A 22,642-nucleotide genomic window follows, 5' to 3' on the forward strand; every position below is an offset into this window, starting at 1 on the left:
CATTCCGTTACGAGGACGTATATGCCCTGGAACGACAATGCAGGCGGCGGCGGGGGGCCTTGGGGCTCTGGCGGCGGCGGACGGCGCGGCAATAACAATAACCAGAATCCGTGGGGGCAAGGCCCCGGCGGCGGACGGCGTGGCTCTGGCAACGGGCAGGGCGGCGGCGAGCCGGATCTGGAACAGTTCATTGCCCAGTTGCAGGCACGTATCCGGCGCATGTTCGGCGGCGGTGGCGGCAAGGGCTCCGGCGGTCCGGGCCTTGGCCTGATCGCGGCGGGCATCTTCTTTGTCTGGCTCGCCTGGCCGGGGTCTGCCTGGTACGTGGTCGGCCCGCAGCAGGCGGGTGTGGTCCTGCGCTTTGGCGAATATGTGCGCACCACGGGCGCGGGCCTGCAGTTCAAGCTGCCGGTGCCGTTCGAGACGGTGATGCTGCCGGAAGTGACGACGACCAACGAGGTCGCCGTCGGTGCCACGCCGCAGGAAAGCCTGATGCTGACCCGCGACGAGAACATCGTCGAGATCGATTTCGTGGTGCAGTGGCGTGTTGACCTGACCTACCCGGAAGGTGTGCGCGACTTCCTGTTCAATGTGCGTGATCCGCAAGGCACGGTGAAAGCCGTTGCCGAAAGCGCGATGCGTGAAGTTGTCGGCACGACCGAGCTTCAGCCCATCATTACGGCGGGCCGGACCGATGTTGCCCGCCGCGCGCGCCAGATCATCCAGGATACGCTCGCCAACTATAATTCCGGCATTCAGGTGCTGGAGGTCCAGCTGCGTGAAGCGTCGGCACCGGCCAGCGTTATCGACGCGTTCCGCGATGTGGACGCGGCGCGTCAGGATGCGGAGCGTGCCGCACTGCAGGCGACGGCCCACGCCAACCAGGTGATCCCCGAAGCGCGCGGTGATGCAGTGCGTCTGCTGGAGGAATCGCGCGGTTATCGCGAGCGTGTGATAGCGGAAGCTGAGGGCCAGGCCTCACGCTTCAACCAGATTTACACCGAGTATCGCCTGGCACCCGATGTTACCCGCCGGCGCATTTTCCTCGAAACGATGGAGCAGGTGCTGGGCCGGTCTGAACTGATCATCCTTGATCAGCAGAGCGGAAGCGGCGCAGTGCCATACCTTCCGCTTGACCAGCTTGGCCGGGACCGCAGCCCCGCCCGCACGCAAACCGGTTCCGCATCCAGAACGGGAGAGCGCTGATATGCCTCGTATTGTATTGATCAGCCTTGCCGTCATCCTCGCCATCGCGGTGATTGTCGGTCTGTCGGCGACCTATACCGTTTCCGAACGGGAATCCGCTCTGGTGCTGCGGCTGGGTAATCCGGTCGCCGTCATCAACGAGCCCGGTGACGAAGAGCCGGGTCTGCACTTCAAGATCCCGTTCGTCGATGACGTGCTTCATTTCGACAAGCGCAATGTCGAGTTCAACATGGCACCGGCCGAGATACTGGCCGCAGACCAGGAACGTCTCGTCGTTGATGCCTTCCTGCGCTACCGCATCGTCAATCCGTTGCGGGTCTACCAGACCGTGCGCGACGAGCGTGGCCTGCAGCAGCGCCTGTCGGCGATCATGGATGACTCGCTGCGCGGCGTAATCGCCTCTATCCCGTCCAGCGAGGTCATCTCCGGTCAGCGCGCCCAGGTGATGAACCGTATCCAGCTTGCCGTCGAGGCGCAGGTCGCCACGCAGGATATCGGAATCCAGGTAATTGACGTGCGTATCCTGCGCGCTGACCTGCCTCAGCAGATCACCGACCGGGTGTTCGAGCGGATGCGGTCCGAGCGTCAGCAGGAAGCAGCCCTGATCCGTGCCCAAGGTGAGGAGCGGGCCCGCCAGATCCGCGCCGAGGCCGACCGGGAAGCCGTGGTTATTCTCGCGAATGCCCGCGCCGAAGCGGAACGTATCCGCGGTGAGGGCGATGGCCGCCGGACGGCGATCTTTGCGGAGTCCTATGGGCAGGACCCGGACTTCTTCGCCTTCTACCGCTCGATGCTGGCCTATGATCTCGCCCTGCGGGACAATACGCCGATCATCATCAGTCCGGATTCGGAGTTCTTCCGCTACTTCCAGAACCAGGCGGGGGCGCCGAACTAACCAGATGAGTGTCGGAGCCATGCTCGGCTGGATCGTCCTCGCTATCGGCCTCGTGCTGGTTGTCGAGGGGCTTCTTTACGCGCTGGCTCCGTCTCTCGCCCGGCGGATGGCAGAAGCGGCGGCCAGCGTGCCACCCGGCACGCTGCGGCTGGCGGGTGTGGGCGCGGTTGCTGCAGGCGTAATCCTGGTCTGGTTTGGACGGTCCGTGGGCTGAGCGCCACCTGCAATGGGGGGTGTTGGCAGGCAAACAACGCGTTAAGCTTGATCAAACCTGCCTTGCTACCGGAGTCGCCCATGCGTGCCGTTCTGGCTGTCATAGCCGCCGCATTCCTGCTTGCCGTCCCTCAGGCGCTGGCCCAGCCCCGTGAGGGGTTCGGTGATCTGGCAGACCAGCTCTCGCCAGCGGTGGTCAACATATCGGCGGCCCAGCGCATGCGCTCGCAGGCCAATCTGCCGACTTTCCCGCCGGGCTCTCCGCTCGAGCGCTTCAATGATCTTCTCGGTGACAATCCGCGCGTGGCCAACTCGCTGGGGTCGGGATTCATCATCGACGCGCGCGGGCTGGTCGTAACGAATAACCATGTCATTGAGGAAGCCGACGAGGTCGAGGTCGTCTTTACCGATGGGCGCACGCTGCCGGCCGATATTGTCGGCGTGGACCCGGCGACCGACCTGGCGGTACTGCGCATTCGGGGCGGGGGCGAGAATTTCCCCTTCGTGCGCTTTGGCGACTCTGATGGCGCGCGGGTCGGCGACTGGGTTATTGCGATCGGCAACCCGTTCGGCCTTGGCGGTTCACTGACAGCAGGTGTGATTTCGGCGCGAGGGCGCGAGATCGGCGGACGCTATGACGACTATCTGCAGACCGACGTCGCCATCAACCGGGGTAATTCCGGCGGGCCGCTCTTCAATATGGATGGCCAGGTTGTCGGTGTGAACACCGCCATTTTCTCACCGACCGGCGCCAGTGTCGGTATCAGCTTTTCCATCCCCTCCAACATTGCAGCGCCCATCGTGCGCCAGCTGGCCGAGTTCGGCGAAACCCGCCGTGGCTGGCTGGGCGTCAATGTGCAGGCCGTGACCGCCGATACCGCAGAAGCGCTGGGACTGGCCAGTCCGCGCGGCGCCATTGTCAGCCGGGTCGATCCGGACGGACCCGCCTATGCCGCGGGAATTGAGCGCGGTGACCTCATTCTGGCGTTCAATGGCGAGGTGGTGCCCGATGACCGGCGCCTGCCTCGCATGGTCGCCGACACGGCTATCGGGTCGCGTGTCAGCGTCGATGTCCTGCGGCGGGGTGAGCCTTTGACCCTGGAAGTAGAGGTGCAGCGCCTTGACGAACCCGACGCTGCCCCGGCGCGCCCTGTGGGCGCAGATTCAGACACGCCGGGCGCAACGCCATCGTCGCGCACCGTGTTCGGCCTGACGCTCGCGCCTGTTACCGACGCGCTGCGCCGCACGCACCGCCTGCACCCGGACGCCAGAGGGCTGGTCGTTACAGCCGTCGAACCGGGGTCGGACGCGGCGGGCAAGGTACGCGTCGGCGACGTTGTGGAGGAGATTGCCTGGACGCAGGTCAGCACGGTTGACGAGGCCCGCCAGATTGCCCGCGCCGCAGCGGGTGAGAGCGGCCGCCCGGTGCTTTTCAGCTTGAACCGCCAAGGCCAGTTCATCCTGCAAAGCCTTAGACCATAAGGCTTTGCTGGAGGTGGCCATGCCGCCCTTTATCCTGATTGGCGGCCCGACCGCATCCGGCAAGACGGCTCTAGCGGTTGCGCTGGCGCGCCATATTGGCGGCGAGGTGATCAACACCGACTCCATGCAGCTTTACCGGGGGCTGGACATATTGTCCGCGCAGCCGGACGAGGCCGAGCGCGCCGGGGTGCCGCATCATCTGTTCGCCGTTGCAGACCCATCGGAGCGCTGGTCGGCGGGCCGGTGGGCCCGGGCTGCACTGGCGATCGCCGAGCCTTTGCAAAAACGAGGCGTGCCTGCCGTTTTCGTCGGCGGTACAGGGCTGTACTTCAAGGCGCTGATAGATGGCATTGCTCCGGCGCCGGACATTCCGGCCGGGGTGCGCGCCGACGTGGGCGCACTGGAGCAATCGGGATACGCGCCACTGCGTGCCGAGGCGGAGCGTCTGGATGCTGAAGGCGCGGGGCGGATCAAGCCCGGTGACCGGCAGCGTCTTGTTCGCCTGATCGAGCTGGTGCGCACAACGGGAAAACCTTTAAGCGTGCTGCACGCCGATACCCGTCCGCTGATTGCGCCGGGCAGCTGGGCGGGCTTTGCCCTGCGGCCTGACCGCGAGGCGCTCTACGCCCGCATTGAACGGCGCTTTGATGCCATGATGGCAGCAGGCGCGCTGGAAGAGGCGCGGGCCCTGCATGCGCGCGGGCTGGACCGTCAGCTTCCTGCGCTGAAGGCTGTGGGTGTCCGGCCGCTGCTGGCACACCTCGACGGTGAACTTCACCTCGAAGAAGCTGTGGAGCGGGCCAAGACCGACTCCCGGCGCTATGCCAAGCGTCAGTTCACCTGGTTCACCAACCAGCATGCCGACTGGACGCGCCTTGATGCCCCCACACATGAAGAGAACTTCGCACGCTTGCGGATCGCCCTTGAAGAGACGGATACGCCATGACCCTGCCTGAAGCGCTATACGACCGCGATATTGATCTTGCGCCCCTGCAAGCCTGCACGCTGGCCATTATCGGTTATGGCAATCATGGCCGGTCTCACGCGCTGAACCTGCGCGATAGCGGTGTGAGGGACGTGCTGGTGGCGCTGCGTGATGGCTCGCCGTCGCGGGCAAAGGCGCAAGGCGACGGGTTTGAGGTGGTCAGCCTTGATGAGGCCGCCGCGCGCGCGGATTATGTGTCGATCCTCGCTGCCGATGAGGCGCATGGGGCCATATGGGCTGATCATATCGCTCCCAACCGCAAGGCCGGGCAGGGGCTCATCTTCTGCCACGGTTTTTCCATCGATTATGACCTGATCGGTCCGCCCGCCGATTGCGACGTCATTCTCGCCGCTGCCAAGGGGCCGGGGGGCGCTGTGCGCGAGAGCTTTGAGCGTGGCGGGGGGCTGACGGGTTTCTGGGCGGTTCATCACGACGCGTCAGGGCAGGCGCAAGCCATAGCGAAAGCCTATCTCAAAGGGCTCGGTTGCGGGCGCGCCGGCATCTTCCCGACCAGCTTCCGCGAGGAGGCGCTGGCCGACATTCTGGGTGAGCAGGCCGTGCTGGTTGGCGGCATGTGCGCACTGGCGCGCCAAGGGTACGAAACGCTGGTCGCCGCAGGCATCAGCCCGCTCATGGCCTATATCGATACGGTCCATGAACTCAAATACATCGCCGAGCTGATCCATACGCGCGGCATTGCGGGCATGTATGCCGCCATCTCCGACACGGCGGAATTCGGGGCACATGGCGTGGAAGCACGCATTGCAGAGGCCGTGAAGCCGGTCTTTGAAGACATTGTTTCGGATGTCACCTCCGGTGATTTTGCCCGCCGCTGGGTCGCTGATTTCGAGAAAGACAGGGCAGGCCTGCATGCGGCCCGCGCAAGGGCGGGCCAGCACGAGCTGGAAGACACGGGCCGCTATCTGCGCAAGGCGTTGGGGCTGGAATAGCCCACCTTGCGGTGTACACCTTGCATAGCCGGGTGCCAGCGAACGCGTTATGAGAGTTTTATGAACCAGCTGACCAGCTTTCTGACCCGACTGGACGCGCGTGCGGCGCGCGCCATCGCGGTATCAATCGCCCTGTTTGCGCTGGTCCTGGCGATTTTCCTGGTCGGGCGCTTCGTCTTCGATATCGAGCCGGGCGATGTCCAGCTCTGGTTCGAGGAGGCTGCTTCGCGCTGGTATGCGCTACCGCTGACCATATTGGCGTTTACCGTGCTCTCCTATGTAGGCGCGCCGCAGTTTGCGCTCTTTGCGGCGGCGGTGCTGGCGTTCGGGCCAACGACCGGATTTGTCTATTGCTGGCTTGGCACCATGGTTTCGGCAGCGGCGAATTTCTGGACCGGCAGAGTGCTGGGCGCCGATGTCGTGCGCCGCTATGGCGGTGAAACGGTCAATCGCATTTCGGCTTTTGTCGGCAAGAACGGGTTCTGGGCCAGTGCGATCATCCGCAATGTGCCGTCAGCCCCGTTCATCGTCGTCAATATGGCCGCTGGCGTGTCACAGATGACGTTTCTCGCCTTCATGGGCGGAACCGGCCTTGGCATCCTGCCCAAGATTGCGCTGGTCACTTTTGCTGGCAGCGGTGTCATCGCCTTGCTGTCGGGCAGCGGGTTGTGGGTGGTTGCGATCCTTGCACTGACGGCATTCGGCTGGCTTGTGGCGATGCTGATGGCGCGCAAATGGCTGCGCTCGACGCCGGCCGGGCAGGCGGCAGAAGGTGTTTCCGATGTGCCTGCGGAGGCCAGCGACGGCACGTCATCTCTTGCAATCCGCGACGGCACATCGCACAAGGGTAAATAGTGCCCCGCCTTTAGTGTTCGGGCGGCCCACAGCCACCGGCTCGCAGGTATTTTCAGGATGTTTTCTAGCGTTTTCGGTCTTCTTTCCGCTGACATTGCCATCGATCTGGGTACTGCTAATACCCTGGTCTATGTGAAGGGCCGCGGTGTCGTGCTCAACGAGCCCTCCGTGGTTGCCTACAAGATCGAGAAGGGCCGAAAACACGTCCAGGCCGTAGGCGCGGAAGCCAAGCTCATGCTGGGCAAGACCCCCGGCAATGTCGAAGCCATCCGCCCGATGCGCGATGGCGTGATCGCGGACTTCGATGTGGCCGAGGAAATGATCGCCCACTTCATTCGCAAGGTTCACAACCGGCGCAGCTTCGTCTCGCCGCAGGTTGTGATCTGCGTGCCGTCGGGTGCAACGGCGGTCGAGCGCCGCGCGATCCACGAGAGCGCTCTGGGCGCCGGCGCGCGCAAGGTTTACCTGATTGATGAACCGATGGCCGCTGCGGTCGGCGCAGGCCTTCCCATTGACGAGCCGACCGGTTCGATGATCGTCGATATTGGCGGTGGCACCACCGAAGTCGCCGTGATGTCGCTCTCCGGCATCGTCTATTCGCGCTCGGTGCGTGTCGGCGGCGACAAGATGGACGAGGCGATCATCAACTATATCCGCCGGTCCGCGAACCTCCTGATCGGTGAGACGTCGGCAGAGCGCATCAAGAAGGAAATCGGCTCGGCCAGCCCGCCCCCGAAAGGCGAAGGCCTGACGCTGGAGATCAAGGGGCGCGACCTGATGAACGGCGTGCCGCGCGAGATTGCCGTCACCGAAGCCATGATTGCTGACGCGCTGTCCGAACCGGTAGAGCAGATTGTGGAGGCTGTGAAGCAGGCGCTGGAAGCCACACCGCCGGAACTGGCCGCTGATATTGTGGACAAAGGCATCGTGCTGACCGGGGGTGGCGCGCTGCTGCGCAATCTGGATACTGAATTGCGTGACCGTACGGGTCTGCCGGTAAGCCTTGCCGATGAGCCTTTGTCCTGTGTCGTGCTGGGGTGTGGCAAGGCAGTGGAAAATCTCAAGATTTGGCGGCCTATCCTGTCAGAAGCCGTGTAGGCGGCGCGGGATTGATTCTCTAGAGGAGGTGCCGGGCGGTGGCGCAATGGCGTTCAGCGCGGCAGGGGGCAGATGACGCGGTCCGCTTTTCGCGGACCTTGCTCCTCATGTTCATTGCCTTGTCGGCTGTTCTGATAGCCGCAGACCGTACCGAGGATCGTGTCGAGGCCGTGACGGTATTCCGCGCGGCTTTCAATGATCTGTCTCTGCCCATTCTGGAAGCGGCGGCCCAGCCTCTCAGAGGCCTCTACAACATAGGTCCGTGGTGGCGCCGCCAGATAGAGCTGGCCGGCGAAATCCGCGAACTGCGTCAGGAAATGTCCGAGTTGCGGGCCTGGCGCGACGTGGCGCTGAACTACTCCGAGCAAATGCGCCGGCAGCAGGAATTGCTCAACCTTGATCCGCCCATGCCACGTCAGCGCATCACCGCCTGGGCTGTCACCGAGACAGGCGGTCCGTTCGTCCGCACGCGCCTTGTCGGCGTTGGTACAGATCACGGCGTCGCGCCCGGCTATCCGGCGCTGAACATTTACGGGGTGGTTGGCCGCACGATTGATGTCGGCGCACGCTCATCACGCATACTGCTGCTGACGGACCTGAATAGCCGGGTATCTGTCATGGCCGACAGATCCAATGCCCGCGCCATGCTGGTGGGCGACAACACCGACTTTCCGCGCCTCGACTATCTGGGCCGCGCGCCTGACCTGCGGGAAGGCGACCGGATCGTCACCTCCGGCGATGACAACATCCTGCCGCGCGGATTGCCGATTGGTGAGGCCGTGCTGGACAGGCGCGGCGCCTGGCGTGTTGCGCTGTACTCCAGCGCCACCCCGATAGACCTGATCTGGATATGGCCGTTCACACCCGTTGGCGCACCAGCTGATGAGGCACCGCCCGGTTTGCAGCTGCCCGCACCCCCACCCGAACAGGCACGGGACGATACGCCCGCGCCGGTCATCGGCGTGTCACAGGACGAGCCGGAAGCCGACTCTGATAGCGGGGAGGGGCGATAGATGCGTGCATCGCTGGAACGCAACTCGACCTGGCCGGTCCTGACCGCGATGGCCTTGACGCTGACCCTGAGTCTGCTTGCAGTGGCTGCGCCCTTGCGGCTGCCTGAAGGGCAAGGGTTTCCGGCGCCCTTTTTCCCGCTGATCGCGTTGTTTGTCTGGTCTGTCCGCCATCCGCGTTTTGTCCCGCCCTGGCTGATATTCATCATCGGCCTGTTTCAGGATCTGCTCACCGGCGGGCCGCTTGGCATGTGGGCTCTTGCCTATCTGCTGGCGTTTGCGATCGCGCGCTTGCGCTCCACTGAACCCTCAGCGCGTGAGTTCATCCTGCTCGTCGCGCGCTTTTCGGTGATGGCGGGTATCGCGACGCTGGTTGCCTGGTCTGCAGGTTCGCTTTCCATTGGCCAGCCTGCAGACCCCACAAGCCTTGTCACCGAAGCTGTGATAACGCTTATCGTGTTTCCGGCGTTTTGCTGGCTGTTTGCGCGAAAGCGCGAACGCACCACATTTTCATGAGGGTTTGACAAAGAGCGACCATGCGCCGCGACAAGCAGGAAGCCCAGGCCCAGTTCAATCGGCGCACCTTCATGGTGGGTGCGGGCGGGGTTGGCGCGTTCGCCGGTATCGGTGCCCAGCTCTACACCTTGCAGATCCTGCAGGAAGACGAGTACCGGGTCCTCTCCGACAACAACCAGTTCTCCTTCCGTATCCAGTTGCCGACGCGCGGCAGGATACTGGACCGCTTTGGCGAGACCATTGCAGAGAACCGCGATAGCTACCGCATCTATCTGATCCGCGAGCAGGCGGGCGATCCTGCACTGGCCCTCGACCGGCTGTCGCGCTTCATGCCGATGAGCGAAGCGCGGCGCGAACGTGTCTTGCGTGATCTCGCGCGCACACCCCGTTTCCAGCCGGTGACGATTGCCGAGGGCGTGGACTGGGAAACCTTCAGCCGCGTCAATCTGCACCTGCCTGAACTGCCGGGCGTAATGCCCGATGTGGGCGAGGTGCGGACCTATCCGATGCCTGCTGCCTTTGCGCATGTCGCCGGATACGTACAGTCAGCGCCGCCCGAAATCGCAGGCGATGACCCGCTACTGCGTCATCCGGCATTTCGTGTCGGACGGACCGGGGTGGAGATAGCACGTGACGTGGAGCTGCGGGGGGCAGCTGGCTCCCTGAAGGTCGAGGTAAACGCGTTCGGCCGCGTCATCCGCGAATTGCCCGATCAGTCTCGTCCGGCCGAGCCCGGGCGCGACATCGCGCTCACCATCGACTCCGAAGTGCAGCGCTTTGCCACCGAACGGCTCGGCACACAGAGCGCCTCGGCTGTGGGGCTGGATGTCCAGACCGGCGAGATTGTCGTGATGGCCTCAACCCCGTCATTTGACCCCAACCTGTTTGTGCTGGGCATCCCTTCGCGCGAGTTCAGCGACCTGAATGAAAACCCGCTCCGTCCACTGTTCAACAAGGCAACGAACGGCCTTTATGCGCCAGCGTCCACTATCAAGGGCGTCATCTCTCTGGCCGCGCTCAGACACGGCGTGATGCGCCCGGGTGAACGGGTCACCTGCCGCGGATCGGTACAGCTCGGCAACCGGCGCTTCCATTGCTGGCGGCGGGAGGGACATGGCCCGGTCAACATGCACGACGCCATCAAGGTCTCGTGTGACACCTATTTTTATGAAGTTGCCGCCCGGCTCGGCATTGAGCGCATCCGAGAAGCGGCGCTGGAACTGGGCTTCGGTCAGCTGTTCGAGGTGGGCATCCCGATGCTGTCGCAGGCAGGCGGATTGTTCCCCAGCCCGCAATGGAAGCGTGCGCGTACCGGGCAGGGCTGGTCCATGGGTGACACCTACAATGTCGGCATCGGACAGGGGGCCGTGCTCGCCTCGCCGCTGCAACTGGCTGTAATGACGGCACGTATGGCGACGGGCCATGCGGTCGAACCGACGCTCTACCCGCGCGGCGGGCCGGTACACTTCCCCAGGCTGGACTTTGACGATGCGCACATCCAGGCGGTGCATAACGCCCATGTCGGTGTGGTACACGAGCCAGGGGGCACGTCATACTGGTCACTTGGCGGGCTGGGTGTTGAAGGTATCCGCATGGCGGGCAAGACGGGCACCAGCCAAGTCTACTCCATCACGGCCGAGGAGCGCGCGCGCGGCGTACGCGATCAGGATGATCTGCCCTGGCGTTTGCGCAATCACGGACTGTTCATCTGTTATGCTCCAGCGGAGGCGCCGCGCTACGCGGTCGCCGTCGTTGTTGAGCATGGCGGAGGCGGGGCCCGGTCCGCAGCCCAGCCCGGTCGCGACATATTGCGCGAGCTGATCTTGCGCGATCCCGCGGGCCATTCGGGCGTGGTGGCTGCCCGGCATGAGCCGATCAACCTGGCTCAGGGAGGCTAGCCTTGCCGGTATTCACCCAGCCAGTGCCGCGCGATCTCCGGGCCAAGCTGTTCGAGCTGAACTGGGCCTTTGTCCTTCTGATCGTGCTTACAGGGTGCATCGGTATCCTGATGCTCTACTCGGTGGCTGGGGGCGCGTGGGATCCTTGGGCGATCCGTCATGCCACGCGTTTTGGCGCCGGCTTCCTTGTGATGCTGGTCGTGGCGATGGTGCCGCCCCGGATGTGGATGAGCCTTGCCTATCCGGCCTATCTGGGCGCGCTTTTCCTGCTGATCATGGTGGAGCTTTTCGGCGCCACTGCCATGGGCGCGCAGCGCTGGATAGACATCGGCCCGCTGCGCATGCAGCCCTCTGAACTCATGAAGATAGCGCTCGTGCTGGCGCTGGCGCGCTATTATCACGATCTGCCGCCGGAAAAGGTTTCCACGCCGGGCGGCATGATTGTCCCCGTGCTGGCAATCGCGCTTCCGTTCGGCCTCATCGCCAAACAGCCTGATCTGGGAACCGCGGTGCTCACCGGCGCCACCGGCGCGGTTATGGTGTTTCTGGCCGGGCTGAGCTGGAAAATCATCGTGCCGGGAATGGTGGCGGGTGTCGTCGGCGGCGTTGCGTTTTTGCGCTACGGCCTCGAAGAATACCAGCGTGCGCGGGTATTGACCTTCCTGAACCCTGAGAATGATCCGCTTGGCGCCGGTTACCACATCATGCAGTCCAAGATCGCGCTGGGCTCGGGCGGCCTTACCGGCAAGGGCTATATGCAGGGCACACAATCCCATCTGAACTTTCTGCCGGAAAAGCAGACCGACTTTATTTTCACCATGCTGGGCGAAGAATTCGGCTTTGTCGGCGGTATCGCCGTACTGGTGCTCTATGCGCTGATCCTTGGCCATTGCCTGATGACAGCGATGGCCTGCCGCTCGGTTTTCCTGCGTCTGGTAACAATGGGCGTCACGACAACCTTCGCCCTCTACGTGTTCATCAACGCAGCGATGGTGATGGGGCTGGTGCCTGTGGTTGGCGTGCCATTGCCCATGATTTCCTATGGCGGTTCGGTGATGTTCACCGTGCTGATCGGACTGGGCCTGATATTGGGCGCACACATCCATCGCGCGGCCGAACCACCGAAAGGTGCAGGTCTTTTCGGCTAAGCACGCTTGACCTTGCAGGCCCGGTAGGGAAGTCTCGCCGCCAAATCACACCATAACAAACAAGCTTGAATAGCGGGGGAAAGTACATGGCCATAGGCGGCGGCGCGCACAGTACCTGGGGGACACGATTCGGCTTCCTGATGGCGGCCATCGGCTCCTCGGTGGGCCTCGGCAATTTCTGGCGATTCCCTTATGTGGCGGGTGAAAATGGCGGCGCCGCCTTTATCGTCATTTATCTCGTCTGCGTGGTGTTCATCGCCCTGCCCATCCTGATGGCCGAGCTGTCTGTCGGGCGCCATGCGCGCCGCTCTGCGGTCGGATCAGTCCAGAAAATGGCCTTCAACGCAGGCGCCCCCGGCATCTGGTCGGTGGCCGGCTGGGTCGCGATGGCGGGCGGCATATTCATCCTGTGCTTCTATTCGGTCGTTGCAGGCTGGGTCGTCGCCTATGTGTTCCAGATGGCCACAGGCCAGTTCATGGGGCTGTCGACTGATGTTGTGGCAGGCCGGTTCGAGGAACTGATCGGCGATACCAACGCCGTTATTGGCTGGCATACGGCCTTCATGATCGTCACGGTGGGCATCGTCTCGCTGGGCGTCACCAAGGGCATTGAGCGTGCCGTGACCATCCTCATGCCGCTCTTCTTCACCATGCTGCTGGCGCTTGTGATCTATGCGGCCTTCACCGCCGATATGGGCGCGGCGCTGGCCTATCTGTTCACGCCGGACTTCTCCGAGATCGGCCCGCAGACTTTCCTTGCCGCGCTGGGCCAGGCCTTCTTCTCCATCGGTGTCGGCAGTGCGATCATGATTACCTACGGCTCCTATCTGCCGCGCACTGACAATCTGGCCGGTTCAGCGACCATCATCACCGGTGCAGACACCCTGGTGGCGATCGTTGCAGGCCTGGCGATCTTCCCGTTCGTGTTCGCCTTTGCGCTGGACCCGGCTGCGGGCCCGGCCCTGTTCTTCCAGACGCTGCCAAGTGCCTTCGCCCAGATGCCGGCGGGCCAGTATGTCGGTACGGCGTTCTTCGTGCTCGCCTTCATTGCCGCGCTGACTTCGTCAATCTCGCTATTGCAGGTCGTGGTGGCTTTCGCCGAGGAGCATACGGACTTTGGCAGGACGGGTTCGGCGGTCTTCTTTGGGGTGATCATCTGGCTGGTCGGCTGCGGTGCGGCGTTCTCCGGGGGATTCTTCGATCTGCTGGACACGCTTTCGGGCAGTGTCTTCCTGCCGCTGGGCGGGCTGCTGATCGCGGTCTTCACGGGCTGGGTCGTTGCCCGTTCGCTGATGCGCCACGAACTGGCTGGCGCATCCAACCTGGTGTTCAACATCTGGCGCTTCCTGATCCGGTTCCTGGTGCCGATTGCCGTGTTCCTGATCCTTGCGGCCGGCATCGCTTCGGCCTTCGGCGTCAGCCTGCCGGGCCTGCAGGGCTAGCTTTACACAACGCCTGAAAAGCCCCGGAACCGCACGCGGCTCCGGGGCTTTTTGCCTCCCAGGGTTTTTAGCGCGCGTGGATGCAGCGAAAGCTGGCTAGCCCAGCTCTGCTCCAAGCCGGTCGGTCGCGCGCACCAGCGCATCGACAATGCCCGGCTCGCCCGCGGCATGGCCGGCGTCGGGGACAATGTGCAACTCGGCTGACGTCCAGTTTCTACGCAGCTGCCAGGCGGCGCGCACGGGCGTGACCATGTCATAGCGGCCCTGCACGATCACGCCGGGTATCCCCGTCAGATGGGCCGTGTTGTCCAGAAGCACGCCATCACGCTCAAGGAAGCCGTTATTGACGAAATAGTGGGTTTCCATGCGCGCCAGCGCGTCGGCCCGGCGGGCATCCGGTGGAGGGGCATCGCTTTCGTGCACAAGGCTGATCAGCGCGTTTTCCCATTGTGCCCAGGCCAGTGCATCCTCACGGCGCGTGTCCAGCTCATCGGCCTGCAGGCGGGCGTGATAGGCGCGCAGCACGTCGCCGCGTTCTTCAGCGGTCAGGCGGCCGGTCAGCGCCTGCCAGGCGTCGGGGAATATCCGGTTGGCACCGTCGCGGTAGAACCAGTCGAGTTCGGCTTTCGTGCATCCGAAAACGCCCCGCAGGATGAGGCCCATCACCCTTTCCGGGCACGCGCGCGCATACGCCAGCGACAAGGTAGCGCCCCACGAACCGCCAAACACAATCCAGCGTTCAACACCAAGCGCAGACCGGATGGTTTCCATGTCGGCAACCAGCCGGTGCGTGTCGTTCGCGCGGATGTCGGAGAAGGGTCTCGACCGGCCGCAGCCGCGCTGGTCAAAGATGATGATGCGATAGACATGGGGGTCAAAAAAGCGGCGCATTGAGGGTGCCGCGCCGCCGCCCGGGCCGCCATGCAACGCAATAATTGGAACCCCGTCGGCCCGGCCGCATTCTTCATAATAGAGTGTGTGCCCTTCGCCGACATCCATCATGCCGGTACGATAGGGTTCTATCATGGGGTACAGGCCGATCCTTTCCCGTCTGCGTAAAGTGTCCATGGGCGGCCCTGTAAACAGTCGAGCATGCGATTTCGCTTTGAGTATCGGAACACTATGAGGTTTTATTCAATTGCGGAAGCGATACGCCATCGTATCGCAGCACAGCCATCGGCCGGGGCGCTTGTGACGGTAACGCACACACTAGGTGGACTGACACTGATGCTGTCGGCTGCAGTGCTGTTGACGGCCTGCGTAAGCCAGCCCGTTGACATCGCCTCCCGCCCCCAGTCTGAAATGCCGGTCAGCGCGCAGGAAGATTTGCGAACCGCCGTAGCGGCGTTCCGCATGCGCCAGGAAGAGGCTGGCGGGTGGACTCTGGGCGCGGACGGTTCGGCGCGCGGGCTGCTGGGACGTCTTGTAGGCGGCGCGCCCGAACGCGGGGATGCTGTTGGCGATTATATCCGTCAGGCTGGTGATGCCCTGCCGTCCTATCTTGCCGGTGATATTGTTCTGGCCAGTGATCTGGCAGATGATGTCTCGCAAGCTGCGCTTGTAGTTGCCAGCACCAGCACGCCGCTGCCCGAAAGCCTGCTGGTCCGGGATATTACGTCGGTCGAGACTGTTCTTGCCTCCGCGCGCCGGGCCCGTACCTTCTTTCAGGCGGTGTCGGTAGACGAGCGTGCCGGGCTCACATCCAATCAGCGTGTGACCCTCAGCGAGGCACTCGCGCGTCTCGATGATGGCATTCGCGGCCTGGTGGAGGCAGCAGATGCGCTGGCCGACCGGCGCTGGGCAGCCAGCAATGCGTTGACCGGCTGATCCTGTCTTGAGCGCATATCCGGCCTTCGACCCTGAAACCGTACAAGGCTTCCTCGCACGCGAGGAGGGCGAAGCACTGGCGCGCCATGTCCGTGCGCTGACCGTACAGGGGCCAGTTCTGGAAATCGGGTCCTGGTGCGGGCGGTCCAGCGTATGGCTGGGACAGGCCGCGCAGGAAGCCGGACGCATTGTCTACGCGCTCGACCATCATCGCGGCTCTGAAGAGCATCAGCCGGGCGAAGGCTATCACGACCCGGCGCATTTCGACGCCGGGCTGGGCCGGGTAGACACGCTGCCCGCTTTCCGCCGCTCTATTGCTCTGGCGGGTCTGGAGCAGACGGTTATCGCGCTCGTCGGGCCGTCAGCCATCATTGGCGCACACTGGGCCACCCCGCTGGCCATGGTCTTCATTGATGGCGGGCACGCGATGGATACGGCGCTGGCAGACTATCGCGCTTGGGCCGGGCAGGTCGTGCGCGGCGGCATTCTGGCGATCCACGACGTGTTTCCTGACCCGGCGGACGGGGGGCGTCCGCCCTACGAGATATGGAAGCTGGCCGTGGCGTCCGGCCTCTTTGAGCCGGTCGAGCGGATCAATTCACTCGAATTTCTGCGCCGGCTTTAGCGCGCGCTCCAGCCAGGCATCGGCGCGGGCATGGCGGATCAGCAGGTCGGATCCCGGCGACAGGGCGTCAAGCGCATCGGCGGCGAGGATGACCGCACCGGCGGTCCATGAGGGGCGCTCCTTGGGCCAGACATCGCCGATCTCGTACTGCCAGCCCATCCAGTAGCCGCCATCAGGGGCCGCCAGCGGCGCCAGCTCGTTGACCAGTGTCCGGGCGTCATCACGCCGCCCTGCACTGAGGCAGGCCAGTGCCAGCTCCGCTGTTTCTGCTGCCGTCACCCAGGGTTCGCCGGTGACACACCGGCAGCCCAGATCGGCGACGACGAATGTGTCCCAGCCCTCATCCAGGCGCGCCTTGGCGTCTGCGCCGGTCAGCACCCCGGCCAGCACCGGATAATACCAGTCCATCGCGTAGGAGGAGCGGTCTATGCCCTTGCGGTCAAACCGCTCCGGCATGGCTGTCAACGCGCGGGCGATGGCCGCGCGGCTTCTGGCCCAGTCGGTGCGCGGTTTTTCAAGGATTTCGGCCATGCGCAGGCCGCACTCGAAGCTCTTGAACAGGGAGGAATTGCCCGCCCGCAAGGCGTCCACGTCTTCCAGTGGCTGGCCGATGTCCGGCGCACGCCAGACCACATCGCCATGGCGGGTCTGCAAATTCATCACGAAATCCAGCGCGCGGGCCACCATCGGGAAGTAGCGCGCGATCAGGCGTGGCTCGTCCAGCGCCAGCGCGCAGCGCATCACCGTCACGGCGGCATAGCCGGCAAAATTGGTGTCGCGCGCCGTCACAGGCACTGGCGGAGGCGCAATGCGCTCGCCGCTTTCGTCCATGGGAATGCCCGCGCCCAGTTCGCCCGTCCAGCCGCCATCGGCCTCCTGCCGGGCCGCCAGCGCGTCCAGCGCCAGATGTACGCCTTCCACCCGTCCGGCCACGGCAAGGCCCATCGCGCTTTCGCCATGGTTCCACGGGTCCCAGACGCCGGTTTCGACCCACGGGATCGCTCCGTCGCGCTGCTGCAACGACTCAATGCGGTCGGCGCAGGCGCGGATATCCAGCCCGGTTACGATGGATCGCGGGCTCATGGGCGGGCCTTGTCAAAATAGAGGGCAACCGATTTGCCCAGAAGCGGATTGAGAGCTTTCTCGCTCCAGCGCGTCAGGCGCGGCGCGGACAGCAAATCCCATTCGAGCATCGTGCGGTAGGCGGCCACCAGGCCGCTCTGCTCGCGCCGCTCCCACAGCGCGCATTGCAGCCACCAGAACGGGCTGTGCAAAGCATGCGCCCAGTGACGCTGGCGGAAGGTATAGCCGAGCGCCTCCACCTGTTTGCGTAGCGCGCCATCCTTGAAGATGCGCACATGCCCGCCCGGCGTGTTGTGATATTCCTCAGACAGCATCCAGCAGATCTTTTCCGGCCAGTAGCGCGGCACGGACAGCGCAAACTTGCCGCCGGGCTTGAGAACCCGGTCGATCTCGCTCAGCGCCAGCGGCACATCGGGAAGGTGTTCGAGAACCTCAGAGCAGATGACGGCATCAAAACTGTTGTCTGCAAAGGGCAGGCGGCCTGCATCGCCGACCGTGAACACGGCAGTGCGCGGCGGGGTTTCAGGTGGCGGGGGCAGCTCGAAAAAGCCATCGATCGCCGCGCCCAGATCAGCAAAGTCGAGGTCCAGCCCCGTCACATCCAGCGCGCGTTCGTGCCAGTAGAGCGCATGCAGATGGCGCCCGCGCCCGCAGCCGAGATCCAGCACGCGCTGGCCGTCGGCAAGTTCCAGCCGATCAGGATCAATCGTCATCATGCGGCCATCACTCCAGTGTCGGTCAGGCCCAGCACATCGCGGTAGAGGCCGATGGAGAGCCCCGCATGCAGATCCCAGCGGAAGAGGGTGCGCACCCGGTTCAGCCCGGCCCGGCTCATGCCTGCGCGCAGGCTTTCGTCGTCCAGCACGCGGGCAATCGCTGCGGCCAGCGCCTCGTCATCGCCGACCGGCGTGACCAGCCCGGCATCGCCGGCCACTTCCGGCAAGGCGCCGCCATCCGACACGATGACCGGTGCGCCGCAGGCCATCGCCTCGGCAGGGGGGAAGCCAAAACCTTCAAAGCGCGAAGCCGACACGAAGACGGTGGCGCGGCGGTGCAGGTCTGCGATCTCTTCGCGCGTCAGGCCGGATACGAAATTCACCCTGTCAGACAGGCCAGTACGCTCCAGCATGCGCTTTGTCGGTCCCTCGCGCAGCTGGCCGATCACGGTCAGGTGGGCAGCCGGATGGCTGTCTTTGAGGCGGGCCAGTGCCGCGATCAGCACATCCAGCCCCTTGATCGGCACATCCGCGCTGGCGCTGGCGACGATCAGCCCGCTCTCGCGCTTTACCGACGGGTCAGGCGTGAAGCTGGCATGGTCGATACCGTTATAAGCCACGCGTACGCCGCTTGGGTCCATGCCCGTACGTTCGGCGTAGGAGCGCCGAGCGGCATCGGACACAGCGATGAAATGGGTGAGGGCGCGCGCCGCCTTTGCCTGCTCATTCACGAAGGAATGCCAGCGCCAGGACAGCGCCTTGCCAAGCCGGGTATGTGCGCCCGCCACCGCGAAATCACGGTCAATCGCAATCGGATGGTGCAAGGTAGTGATCACGGGCAGCGTTTGGGCGATGCGCGCCATCGGCATGGCCAGTGTCTGGTTGTCGTGGATGATGTCAAAGCGGTGGCCCTCACGCGCGATGAAATCCTCCAGACGCAAGGCGAAGGCCGTCATCTCACCGAACGCGCCGGTATTGTGGGCGAGCCATTCGGCGCGGTCGGCCCGGCTGGCCAGATGCCGCCAGCGCAGCGCCAGCATGGCGTTATCGACAGCAAAGAGATCAAGCGAAGGCAGCTTGATAAGCTCGATACCTTCAACCAGCTCAGGGTAGGGCGGGCCGGACGCCACGCTCACCTCGCAGCCCGCAGCTTTGAGTGCCCGCGTCAGCTCATGCACATAAATGCCCTGCCCGCCGACATGCGGGTGGGAGCGATAGCTGGTCACCAGCACCCGCAAGGGCCGCTGTGACACGGGATAATCAGCAAGGTCTTTCATTGGCGCGGGAAGCTAGACGGGCAATGCCGTTCCGCCAAGTGCCAATGTGAACAGCGTTTACTGTGGGGGATGTTCTTTTTCCTCGTCCGTCGAGACGTTCGCTATCGTTCACCCTCAGGATGAGGAAAAGAATGCCCAAGCCCTCATCCTGAGGAGCACGTAGTGCGTCTCGAAGGACGAGGGCTTGCTAGCCCCATTGCCCGCGCCGCCCGCACCGCGCTACACCGCGCGCGTGACAAGCCCGGCCCGACTTCTCGCCCGCTCCGATACGCGTTTTGCGCTGTTTTACGGCGCGTTCTATCTCGGCTTCGGGGCGTATCTGCCCTACATGCCGGTCTGGTATGCCGAGCGCGGCCTGTCGCCGGAGTTGATAGGCATTGCCGCCGCCGCCGGCATGGTGGGGCGGGTCGCCGTTGCCCCGCTGGGGGCATTCTGGTCGGACAGGGCGGCGCGCAGGCGCGACGCGATTCTGGCCTTCTCGCTTGCCGGGCTAGCCGTATTCTTGGCGCACATACCGGGCACGCATCCAATATTCATCCTCGCGCTGGCAGGCCTCAGCGGCGCTGCCGTTACAGGCGTCATCCCGCTGGTGGACGCGTTTGCCATGGGGCAGGCCCGCAAGGAGGGGTTTGCCTTCGGCGTGCCGCGCGCCTTTGGTTCGGCCCTGTTTGTCATTGGCAATCTGGGCACGGGCGCGCTGATCTCGATGTATGGCGGCGAAGCGGTTCTGGTCTGGGTGCTTGCCAGCGCGGCGCTGACGGCGCTGGCCGCCGTCTTTCTTCCCGCTGGGCGTATCGACACCTCGGCCGGAGCAGCGCGCCACGAAGCGCCTCCCTTGCGCATTCTGCTGGGGGCCGGGTTCCCGCTGGCCTTTGCCGCTTCCGCCCTCATTCAGGGCGGTCATGGCTTCTACTATGCGTTTTCCGCACTGGCCTGGCGCGCTGATGGTGTGCCCGCCTGGGCCATTGGCGCTCTGTGGGCGACGGGCGTCGGCGCGGAAATCATCTTCTTCGCCGTCTGGGGACGTGTGCTGAAGGGGTGGAGCCCTGCGGCGATGATGGCACTGGCCGGGGGCGTCGCAGTAGTGCGCTGGCTGGCGCTCGCCCTGTCCCCGCCATTATGGGCGCTCTTTCCCTTGCAGGGATTGCACGCGTTCAGCTTTGCTGCCGCCTATCTGGGTTTTCTGCGCTATGCGGCCGACCATGCGCCCGAACGTCTCGCCGCGACGGCGCAGTCGGTGAACTCTGCCCTTTCGGGCGGGCTGGTGCTGGCCGGTGCAACCTTCGTCTCTGGTCTGGCGTTTGCTGCCTTCGGCACGGCCGGGTTCGCGCTGATGGCCATACCGGCAGGACTGGGCGGATTGTGCGCGCTCTGGCTGATACGGCGTGACCGATAAGCGTCATTATGCGCACAATATCGTGTAACGGCCTTGAGAAGACTTGGGAATGGGCGCGAAGCGCCTGATAAAGCTGGCAACAGGGCTGCTCGCGCCGGAGGGGTATGGCTGCCAGAGACACCAGTTCGCAGGTTCAGCCCCGTCTCACTGTCAGCGAGGCGGACGGCAGAGCTGTGCTGCAGCCTTCGGGCGACTGGCTGATCGAGACCATTGGTCAGATGGACCGTCAGATGCGCGCCGTGGAACAGCAACACAGCGCAAACCAGATCAGTCTGGACGTGTCCGGGCTGGGCCGTATTGATACCTCCGGCGCCTACCTGCTCGGACGTCCGCTCCGGCAGGGCGATGATACGATCCCGGAGAGCAGCATAACAGGCGAGCATCCTGCAGCTGCCAGGCTGATCCGGGAGGTCCACAAGCGCATGGATCATTGCCCGCCGGAGGAAAGCTCTGGCTGGGGACTGAAGACCCTGCTGGAGCGGGTGGGTGCAGGCACCCAAGAGGTGCTGGAGGAAGCCTGGGACACGCTCGGCTTTTTCGGCCACACGCTGGTGACGCTGGCCGCGTCCTTGCTCAACCCGGCAAAGCTGCGCTGGACATCCACAGTCCATCTTATGGAAACGGTCGGCATCAACGCCTTGCCGATCATTGCCGCCCTCTCGTTCTTCATCGGGGCGGTCGTGGCTTTCATGGGCGCAAGTCTGCTGGAAACGTTCGGCGCATCGGTCTTCACGGTTGATCTGGTGGGCATTTCGGTCTTGCGCGAATTCGCAGTGCTGATCACGGCGATCATGCTGGCAGGGCGCTCGGATTCGGCGTTCACCGCGTCGATCGGCTCGATGAAGATGCAGCAGGAAATCGATGCCATGCGCGTCATCGGGCTGAACCCGTACGAGGTTCTGGTCGTGCCGCGGGTGATTGCCTGTGTGGTCATGGCGCCCTTGCTCACGCTCGCAGCCATGCTGGCGGGGCTTTTTGGCGGCCTGCTGGTGTCCTGGGCGACACTGGACATATCGCCAGCCTTCTTCCTGACCCGGCTGCAGAATGTGATCGACTGGTCCCATTTCATGGTGGGCATGTCCAAGGCACCTGTGTTCGGACTGGTGATTGCCATTATCGGCTGCCGTCAGGGCATGAAGGTCGGCGGCGACGTGGAGAGCCTGGGTCAGCGCACCACGGCTTCGGTCGTACAGGCCATATTCATGGTCATCGTCATCGATGCGCTGTTCGCGCTCATGTATCTGGAGGCCGACATATGAGCGCGCGCCCGGTTATCGAGGTGCGTGGGCTGATTACGCGTTTCGGCAGCCATACCGTGCATGATGGTGTGGACCTTGAGGTGCGGCGCGGCGAGGTCATGGGCATTATCGGCGGTTCGGGCAGCGGCAAGTCGGTCCTGCTTCACGCCATACTGGGTCTCAAGAAGCCCAATGGCGGCGAGATATTCTACGATGGCGCGGCGCTCTCACGCATGTCGGCGGATGAGCGCTCGGCGCTGGAGCGGCGCTGGGGCGTGCTGTTCCAGGGATCGGCGCTGTTCTCCTCGCTGACGGTGAAGGAAAACATTCTGGTGCCGATCCGTGAGCATGTCTCGCTGCCGCCCGCCCTGATGGACGAGATCGCCGATCTGAAGCTGGGCCTGGCTGGCCTGGGGGTCGAGGCCGCCAACAAGTATCCGTCCGAGCTGTCGGGCGGCATGAAGAAGCGGGCAGGGCTGGCGCGGGCGCTCGCGCTGGACCCTGACGTCCTGTTTCTGGACGAGCCGACGGCAGGGCTCGATCCGATCAGCGCTGCTGCGTTTGACGAGCTGATCCGCGAACTGTCCCAGACGCTGGGACTGACCATACTGCTGGTGACGCATGATCTTGATACGCTGCACGCTGTTTGCGACCGGGTGGCGGTCATCGCCGAGAAGCGTATCATTGCCGTTGATACGATAGCGCGGCTGGCTACCAACCCTCACCCGTGGATACAGAGCTATTTTGGCGGCCCGCGCGGGCGGGCAGCATTGAGGAGCTGA

General features: G+C 64.1%; 22 protein-coding genes. 18 read left to right on the forward strand and 4 right to left on the reverse strand.

All coding sequences use genetic code 11. From position 1 onward, the window contains the following. The first annotated feature begins 21 nt into the window (after nt 1-21). From hflK to X907_RS06680, 13 genes are all read left to right on the forward strand, one after another. A complete protein-coding gene (hflK, locus tag X907_RS06620; protein ID WP_127566436.1) occupies nt 22-1,206 on the forward strand; it encodes an FtsH protease activity modulator HflK in 1,185 nt (394 codons plus the stop codon). A gap of 1 nt (nt 1,207) precedes the next feature. Further along, nucleotides 1,208-2,101, forward strand: a complete 894-nt coding sequence (gene hflC, locus X907_RS06625; RefSeq protein WP_127566439.1) for a protease modulator HflC — start codon at nt 1,208-1,210, stop codon at nt 2,099-2,101. 4 nt (nt 2,102-2,105) lie between these two features. Next, a complete protein-coding gene (locus X907_RS06630; RefSeq protein WP_233352560.1) occupies nt 2,106-2,315 on the forward strand; it encodes a DUF2065 domain-containing protein in 210 nt (69 codons plus the stop codon). Between the two features lie 80 nt (nt 2,316-2,395). Next, entirely contained in the window at nt 2,396-3,796 is a 1,401-nt protein-coding gene (locus tag X907_RS06635) for a Do family serine endopeptidase (RefSeq protein WP_127566441.1), read from the forward strand. A 19-nt stretch (nt 3,797-3,815) separates the two neighbouring features. Next, nucleotides 3,816-4,742: a tRNA (adenosine(37)-N6)-dimethylallyltransferase MiaA gene (miaA, locus tag X907_RS06640; protein WP_127566443.1), complete on the forward strand. Its 927-nt coding sequence runs from the start codon at nt 3,816-3,818 to the stop codon at nt 4,740-4,742. After that, nucleotides 4,739-5,731, forward strand: a complete 993-nt coding sequence (ilvC, locus tag X907_RS06645) for a ketol-acid reductoisomerase (protein ID WP_127566445.1) — start codon at nt 4,739-4,741, stop codon at nt 5,729-5,731. Before miaA ends, ilvC begins: the two co-directional genes overlap by 4 nt. 60 nt (nt 5,732-5,791) lie before the next feature. Next, nucleotides 5,792-6,586: a TVP38/TMEM64 family protein gene (locus X907_RS06650; protein ID WP_127566447.1), complete on the forward strand. Its 795-nt coding sequence runs from the start codon at nt 5,792-5,794 to the stop codon at nt 6,584-6,586. 57 nt (nt 6,587-6,643) lie between these two features. After that, nucleotides 6,644-7,684 (forward strand): rod shape-determining protein, encoded by a 1,041-nt coding sequence (locus tag X907_RS06655; protein WP_127566449.1) that lies wholly within the window; start codon nt 6,644-6,646, stop codon nt 7,682-7,684. 107 nt (nt 7,685-7,791) lie between these two features. Further along, a complete protein-coding gene (mreC, locus tag X907_RS06660; RefSeq protein ID WP_233352561.1) occupies nt 7,792-8,697 on the forward strand; it encodes a rod shape-determining protein MreC in 906 nt (301 codons plus the stop codon). Further along, nucleotides 8,698-9,210 carry a rod shape-determining protein MreD gene (gene mreD, locus X907_RS06665; RefSeq protein ID WP_127566453.1) on the forward strand — a complete coding sequence of 171 codons (513 nt, stop codon included), beginning with the start codon at nt 8,698-8,700 and terminating at the stop codon, nt 9,208-9,210. A gap of 20 nt (nt 9,211-9,230) precedes the next feature. Next, on the forward strand, nt 9,231-11,108 hold the full coding sequence (gene mrdA, locus X907_RS06670; protein ID WP_127566455.1) for a penicillin-binding protein 2: 1,878 nt from the start codon (nt 9,231-9,233) through the stop codon (nt 11,106-11,108). Between the two features lie 2 nt (nt 11,109-11,110). After that, a complete protein-coding gene (gene rodA / locus X907_RS06675) occupies nt 11,111-12,256 on the forward strand; it encodes a rod shape-determining protein RodA (RefSeq protein ID WP_127566457.1) in 1,146 nt (381 codons plus the stop codon). Nucleotides 12,257-12,342: 86 nt separating this feature from the next. Beyond that, nucleotides 12,343-13,698, forward strand: a complete 1,356-nt coding sequence (locus X907_RS06680; protein WP_127566459.1) for a sodium-dependent transporter — start codon at nt 12,343-12,345, stop codon at nt 13,696-13,698. 96 nt (nt 13,699-13,794) lie between these two features. On the opposite strand, the gene pip is transcribed toward X907_RS06680, so the two are convergent. Beyond that, a complete protein-coding gene (gene pip, locus X907_RS06685; RefSeq protein WP_233352562.1) occupies nt 13,795-14,724 on the reverse strand; it encodes a prolyl aminopeptidase in 930 nt (309 codons plus the stop codon). Nucleotides 14,725-14,925: 201 nt separating this feature from the next. Here pip and X907_RS06690 point away from each other — a divergent pair, with 201 nt between their 5' ends. Continuing rightward, on the forward strand, nt 14,926-15,525 hold the full coding sequence (locus tag X907_RS06690) for a hypothetical protein (protein ID WP_127566463.1): 600 nt from the start codon (nt 14,926-14,928) through the stop codon (nt 15,523-15,525). Between the two features lie 7 nt (nt 15,526-15,532). After that, complete coding sequence (locus tag X907_RS06695) at nt 15,533-16,150, forward strand: class I SAM-dependent methyltransferase (protein ID WP_127566465.1); 618 nt, start codon at nt 15,533-15,535, stop codon at nt 16,148-16,150. Here the strand turns inward: X907_RS06695 and X907_RS06700 are convergent. The 3 genes from X907_RS06700 to X907_RS06710 are packed head-to-tail and all read right to left on the reverse strand — an operon-like array spanning nt 16,124 to nt 19,226. Beyond that, complete coding sequence (locus X907_RS06700; protein ID WP_127566467.1) at nt 16,124-17,233, reverse strand: hypothetical protein; 1,110 nt, start codon at nt 17,231-17,233, stop codon at nt 16,124-16,126. The genes X907_RS06695 and X907_RS06700 overlap by 27 nt on opposite strands. Further along, on the reverse strand, nt 17,230-17,949 hold the full coding sequence (locus X907_RS06705) for a class I SAM-dependent methyltransferase (RefSeq protein WP_127566469.1): 720 nt from the start codon (nt 17,947-17,949) through the stop codon (nt 17,230-17,232). The genes X907_RS06700 and X907_RS06705 overlap by 4 nt, the downstream gene beginning before the upstream one ends. Next, entirely contained in the window at nt 17,946-19,226 is a 1,281-nt protein-coding gene (locus X907_RS06710) for a glycosyltransferase family 4 protein (protein WP_127566472.1), read from the reverse strand. Before X907_RS06710 ends, X907_RS06705 begins: the two co-directional genes overlap by 4 nt. A 184-nt stretch (nt 19,227-19,410) precedes the next feature. On the opposite strand from X907_RS06710, the gene X907_RS06715 reads away from it, so the two are divergent. The 3 genes from X907_RS06715 (at nt 19,411) to X907_RS06725 (ending at nt 22,642) form a co-directional block, all read left to right on the forward strand. After that, the gene (locus X907_RS06715; protein WP_233352563.1) at nt 19,411-20,622 is read left to right on the forward strand and encodes an MFS transporter; all 1,212 of its coding nucleotides are present in this window, start codon (nt 19,411-19,413) and stop codon (nt 20,620-20,622) included. 104 nt (nt 20,623-20,726) lie between these two features. Next, the gene (locus X907_RS06720) at nt 20,727-21,881 is read left to right on the forward strand and encodes an MlaE family ABC transporter permease (protein WP_127566474.1); all 1,155 of its coding nucleotides are present in this window, start codon (nt 20,727-20,729) and stop codon (nt 21,879-21,881) included. Continuing rightward, a complete protein-coding gene (locus X907_RS06725; protein WP_127566476.1) occupies nt 21,878-22,642 on the forward strand; it encodes an ABC transporter ATP-binding protein in 765 nt (254 codons plus the stop codon). Before X907_RS06720 ends, X907_RS06725 begins: the two co-directional genes overlap by 4 nt.

This window comes from Glycocaulis alkaliphilus, from assembly GCF_004000605.1.
GTDB classification, from domain to species: Bacteria; Pseudomonadota; Alphaproteobacteria; order Caulobacterales; family Maricaulaceae; genus Glycocaulis; species Glycocaulis alkaliphilus.

Excerpts from the sequence above, each read along its gene's own strand:
- hflK (WP_127566436.1), top strand. The coding sequence starts at position 22 with ATGCCCTGGAACGACAATGCAGGCGGCGGCGGGGGGCCTTGGGGCTCT.
- hflC (WP_127566439.1), top strand. The coding sequence starts at position 1,208 with ATGCCTCGTATTGTATTGATCAGCCTTGCCGTCATCCTCGCCATCGCG.
- X907_RS06630 (WP_233352560.1), top strand. The coding sequence starts at position 2,106 with ATGAGTGTCGGAGCCATGCTCGGCTGGATCGTCCTCGCTATCGGCCTC.
- X907_RS06635 (WP_127566441.1), top strand. The coding sequence starts at position 2,396 with ATGCGTGCCGTTCTGGCTGTCATAGCCGCCGCATTCCTGCTTGCCGTC.
- miaA (WP_127566443.1), top strand. The coding sequence starts at position 3,816 with ATGCCGCCCTTTATCCTGATTGGCGGCCCGACCGCATCCGGCAAGACG.
- ilvC (WP_127566445.1), top strand. The coding sequence starts at position 4,739 with ATGACCCTGCCTGAAGCGCTATACGACCGCGATATTGATCTTGCGCCC.
- X907_RS06650 (WP_127566447.1), top strand. The coding sequence starts at position 5,792 with ATGAACCAGCTGACCAGCTTTCTGACCCGACTGGACGCGCGTGCGGCG.
- X907_RS06655 (WP_127566449.1), top strand. The coding sequence starts at position 6,644 with ATGTTTTCTAGCGTTTTCGGTCTTCTTTCCGCTGACATTGCCATCGAT.
- mreC (WP_233352561.1), top strand. The coding sequence starts at position 7,792 with ATGTTCATTGCCTTGTCGGCTGTTCTGATAGCCGCAGACCGTACCGAG.
- mreD (WP_127566453.1), top strand. The coding sequence starts at position 8,698 with ATGCGTGCATCGCTGGAACGCAACTCGACCTGGCCGGTCCTGACCGCG.
- mrdA (WP_127566455.1), top strand. The coding sequence starts at position 9,231 with ATGCGCCGCGACAAGCAGGAAGCCCAGGCCCAGTTCAATCGGCGCACC.
- X907_RS06680 (WP_127566459.1), top strand. The coding sequence starts at position 12,343 with ATGGCCATAGGCGGCGGCGCGCACAGTACCTGGGGGACACGATTCGGC.
- pip (WP_233352562.1), bottom strand. The coding sequence starts at position 14,724 with ATGATAGAACCCTATCGTACCGGCATGATGGATGTCGGCGAAGGGCAC.
- X907_RS06690 (WP_127566463.1), top strand. The coding sequence starts at position 14,926 with ATGCTGTCGGCTGCAGTGCTGTTGACGGCCTGCGTAAGCCAGCCCGTT.
- X907_RS06700 (WP_127566467.1), bottom strand. The coding sequence starts at position 17,233 with ATGAGCCCGCGATCCATCGTAACCGGGCTGGATATCCGCGCCTGCGCC.
- X907_RS06705 (WP_127566469.1), bottom strand. The coding sequence starts at position 17,949 with ATGATGACGATTGATCCTGATCGGCTGGAACTTGCCGACGGCCAGCGC.
- X907_RS06710 (WP_127566472.1), bottom strand. The coding sequence starts at position 19,226 with ATGAAAGACCTTGCTGATTATCCCGTGTCACAGCGGCCCTTGCGGGTG.
- X907_RS06720 (WP_127566474.1), top strand. The coding sequence starts at position 20,727 with ATGGCTGCCAGAGACACCAGTTCGCAGGTTCAGCCCCGTCTCACTGTC.
- X907_RS06725 (WP_127566476.1), top strand. The coding sequence starts at position 21,878 with ATGAGCGCGCGCCCGGTTATCGAGGTGCGTGGGCTGATTACGCGTTTC.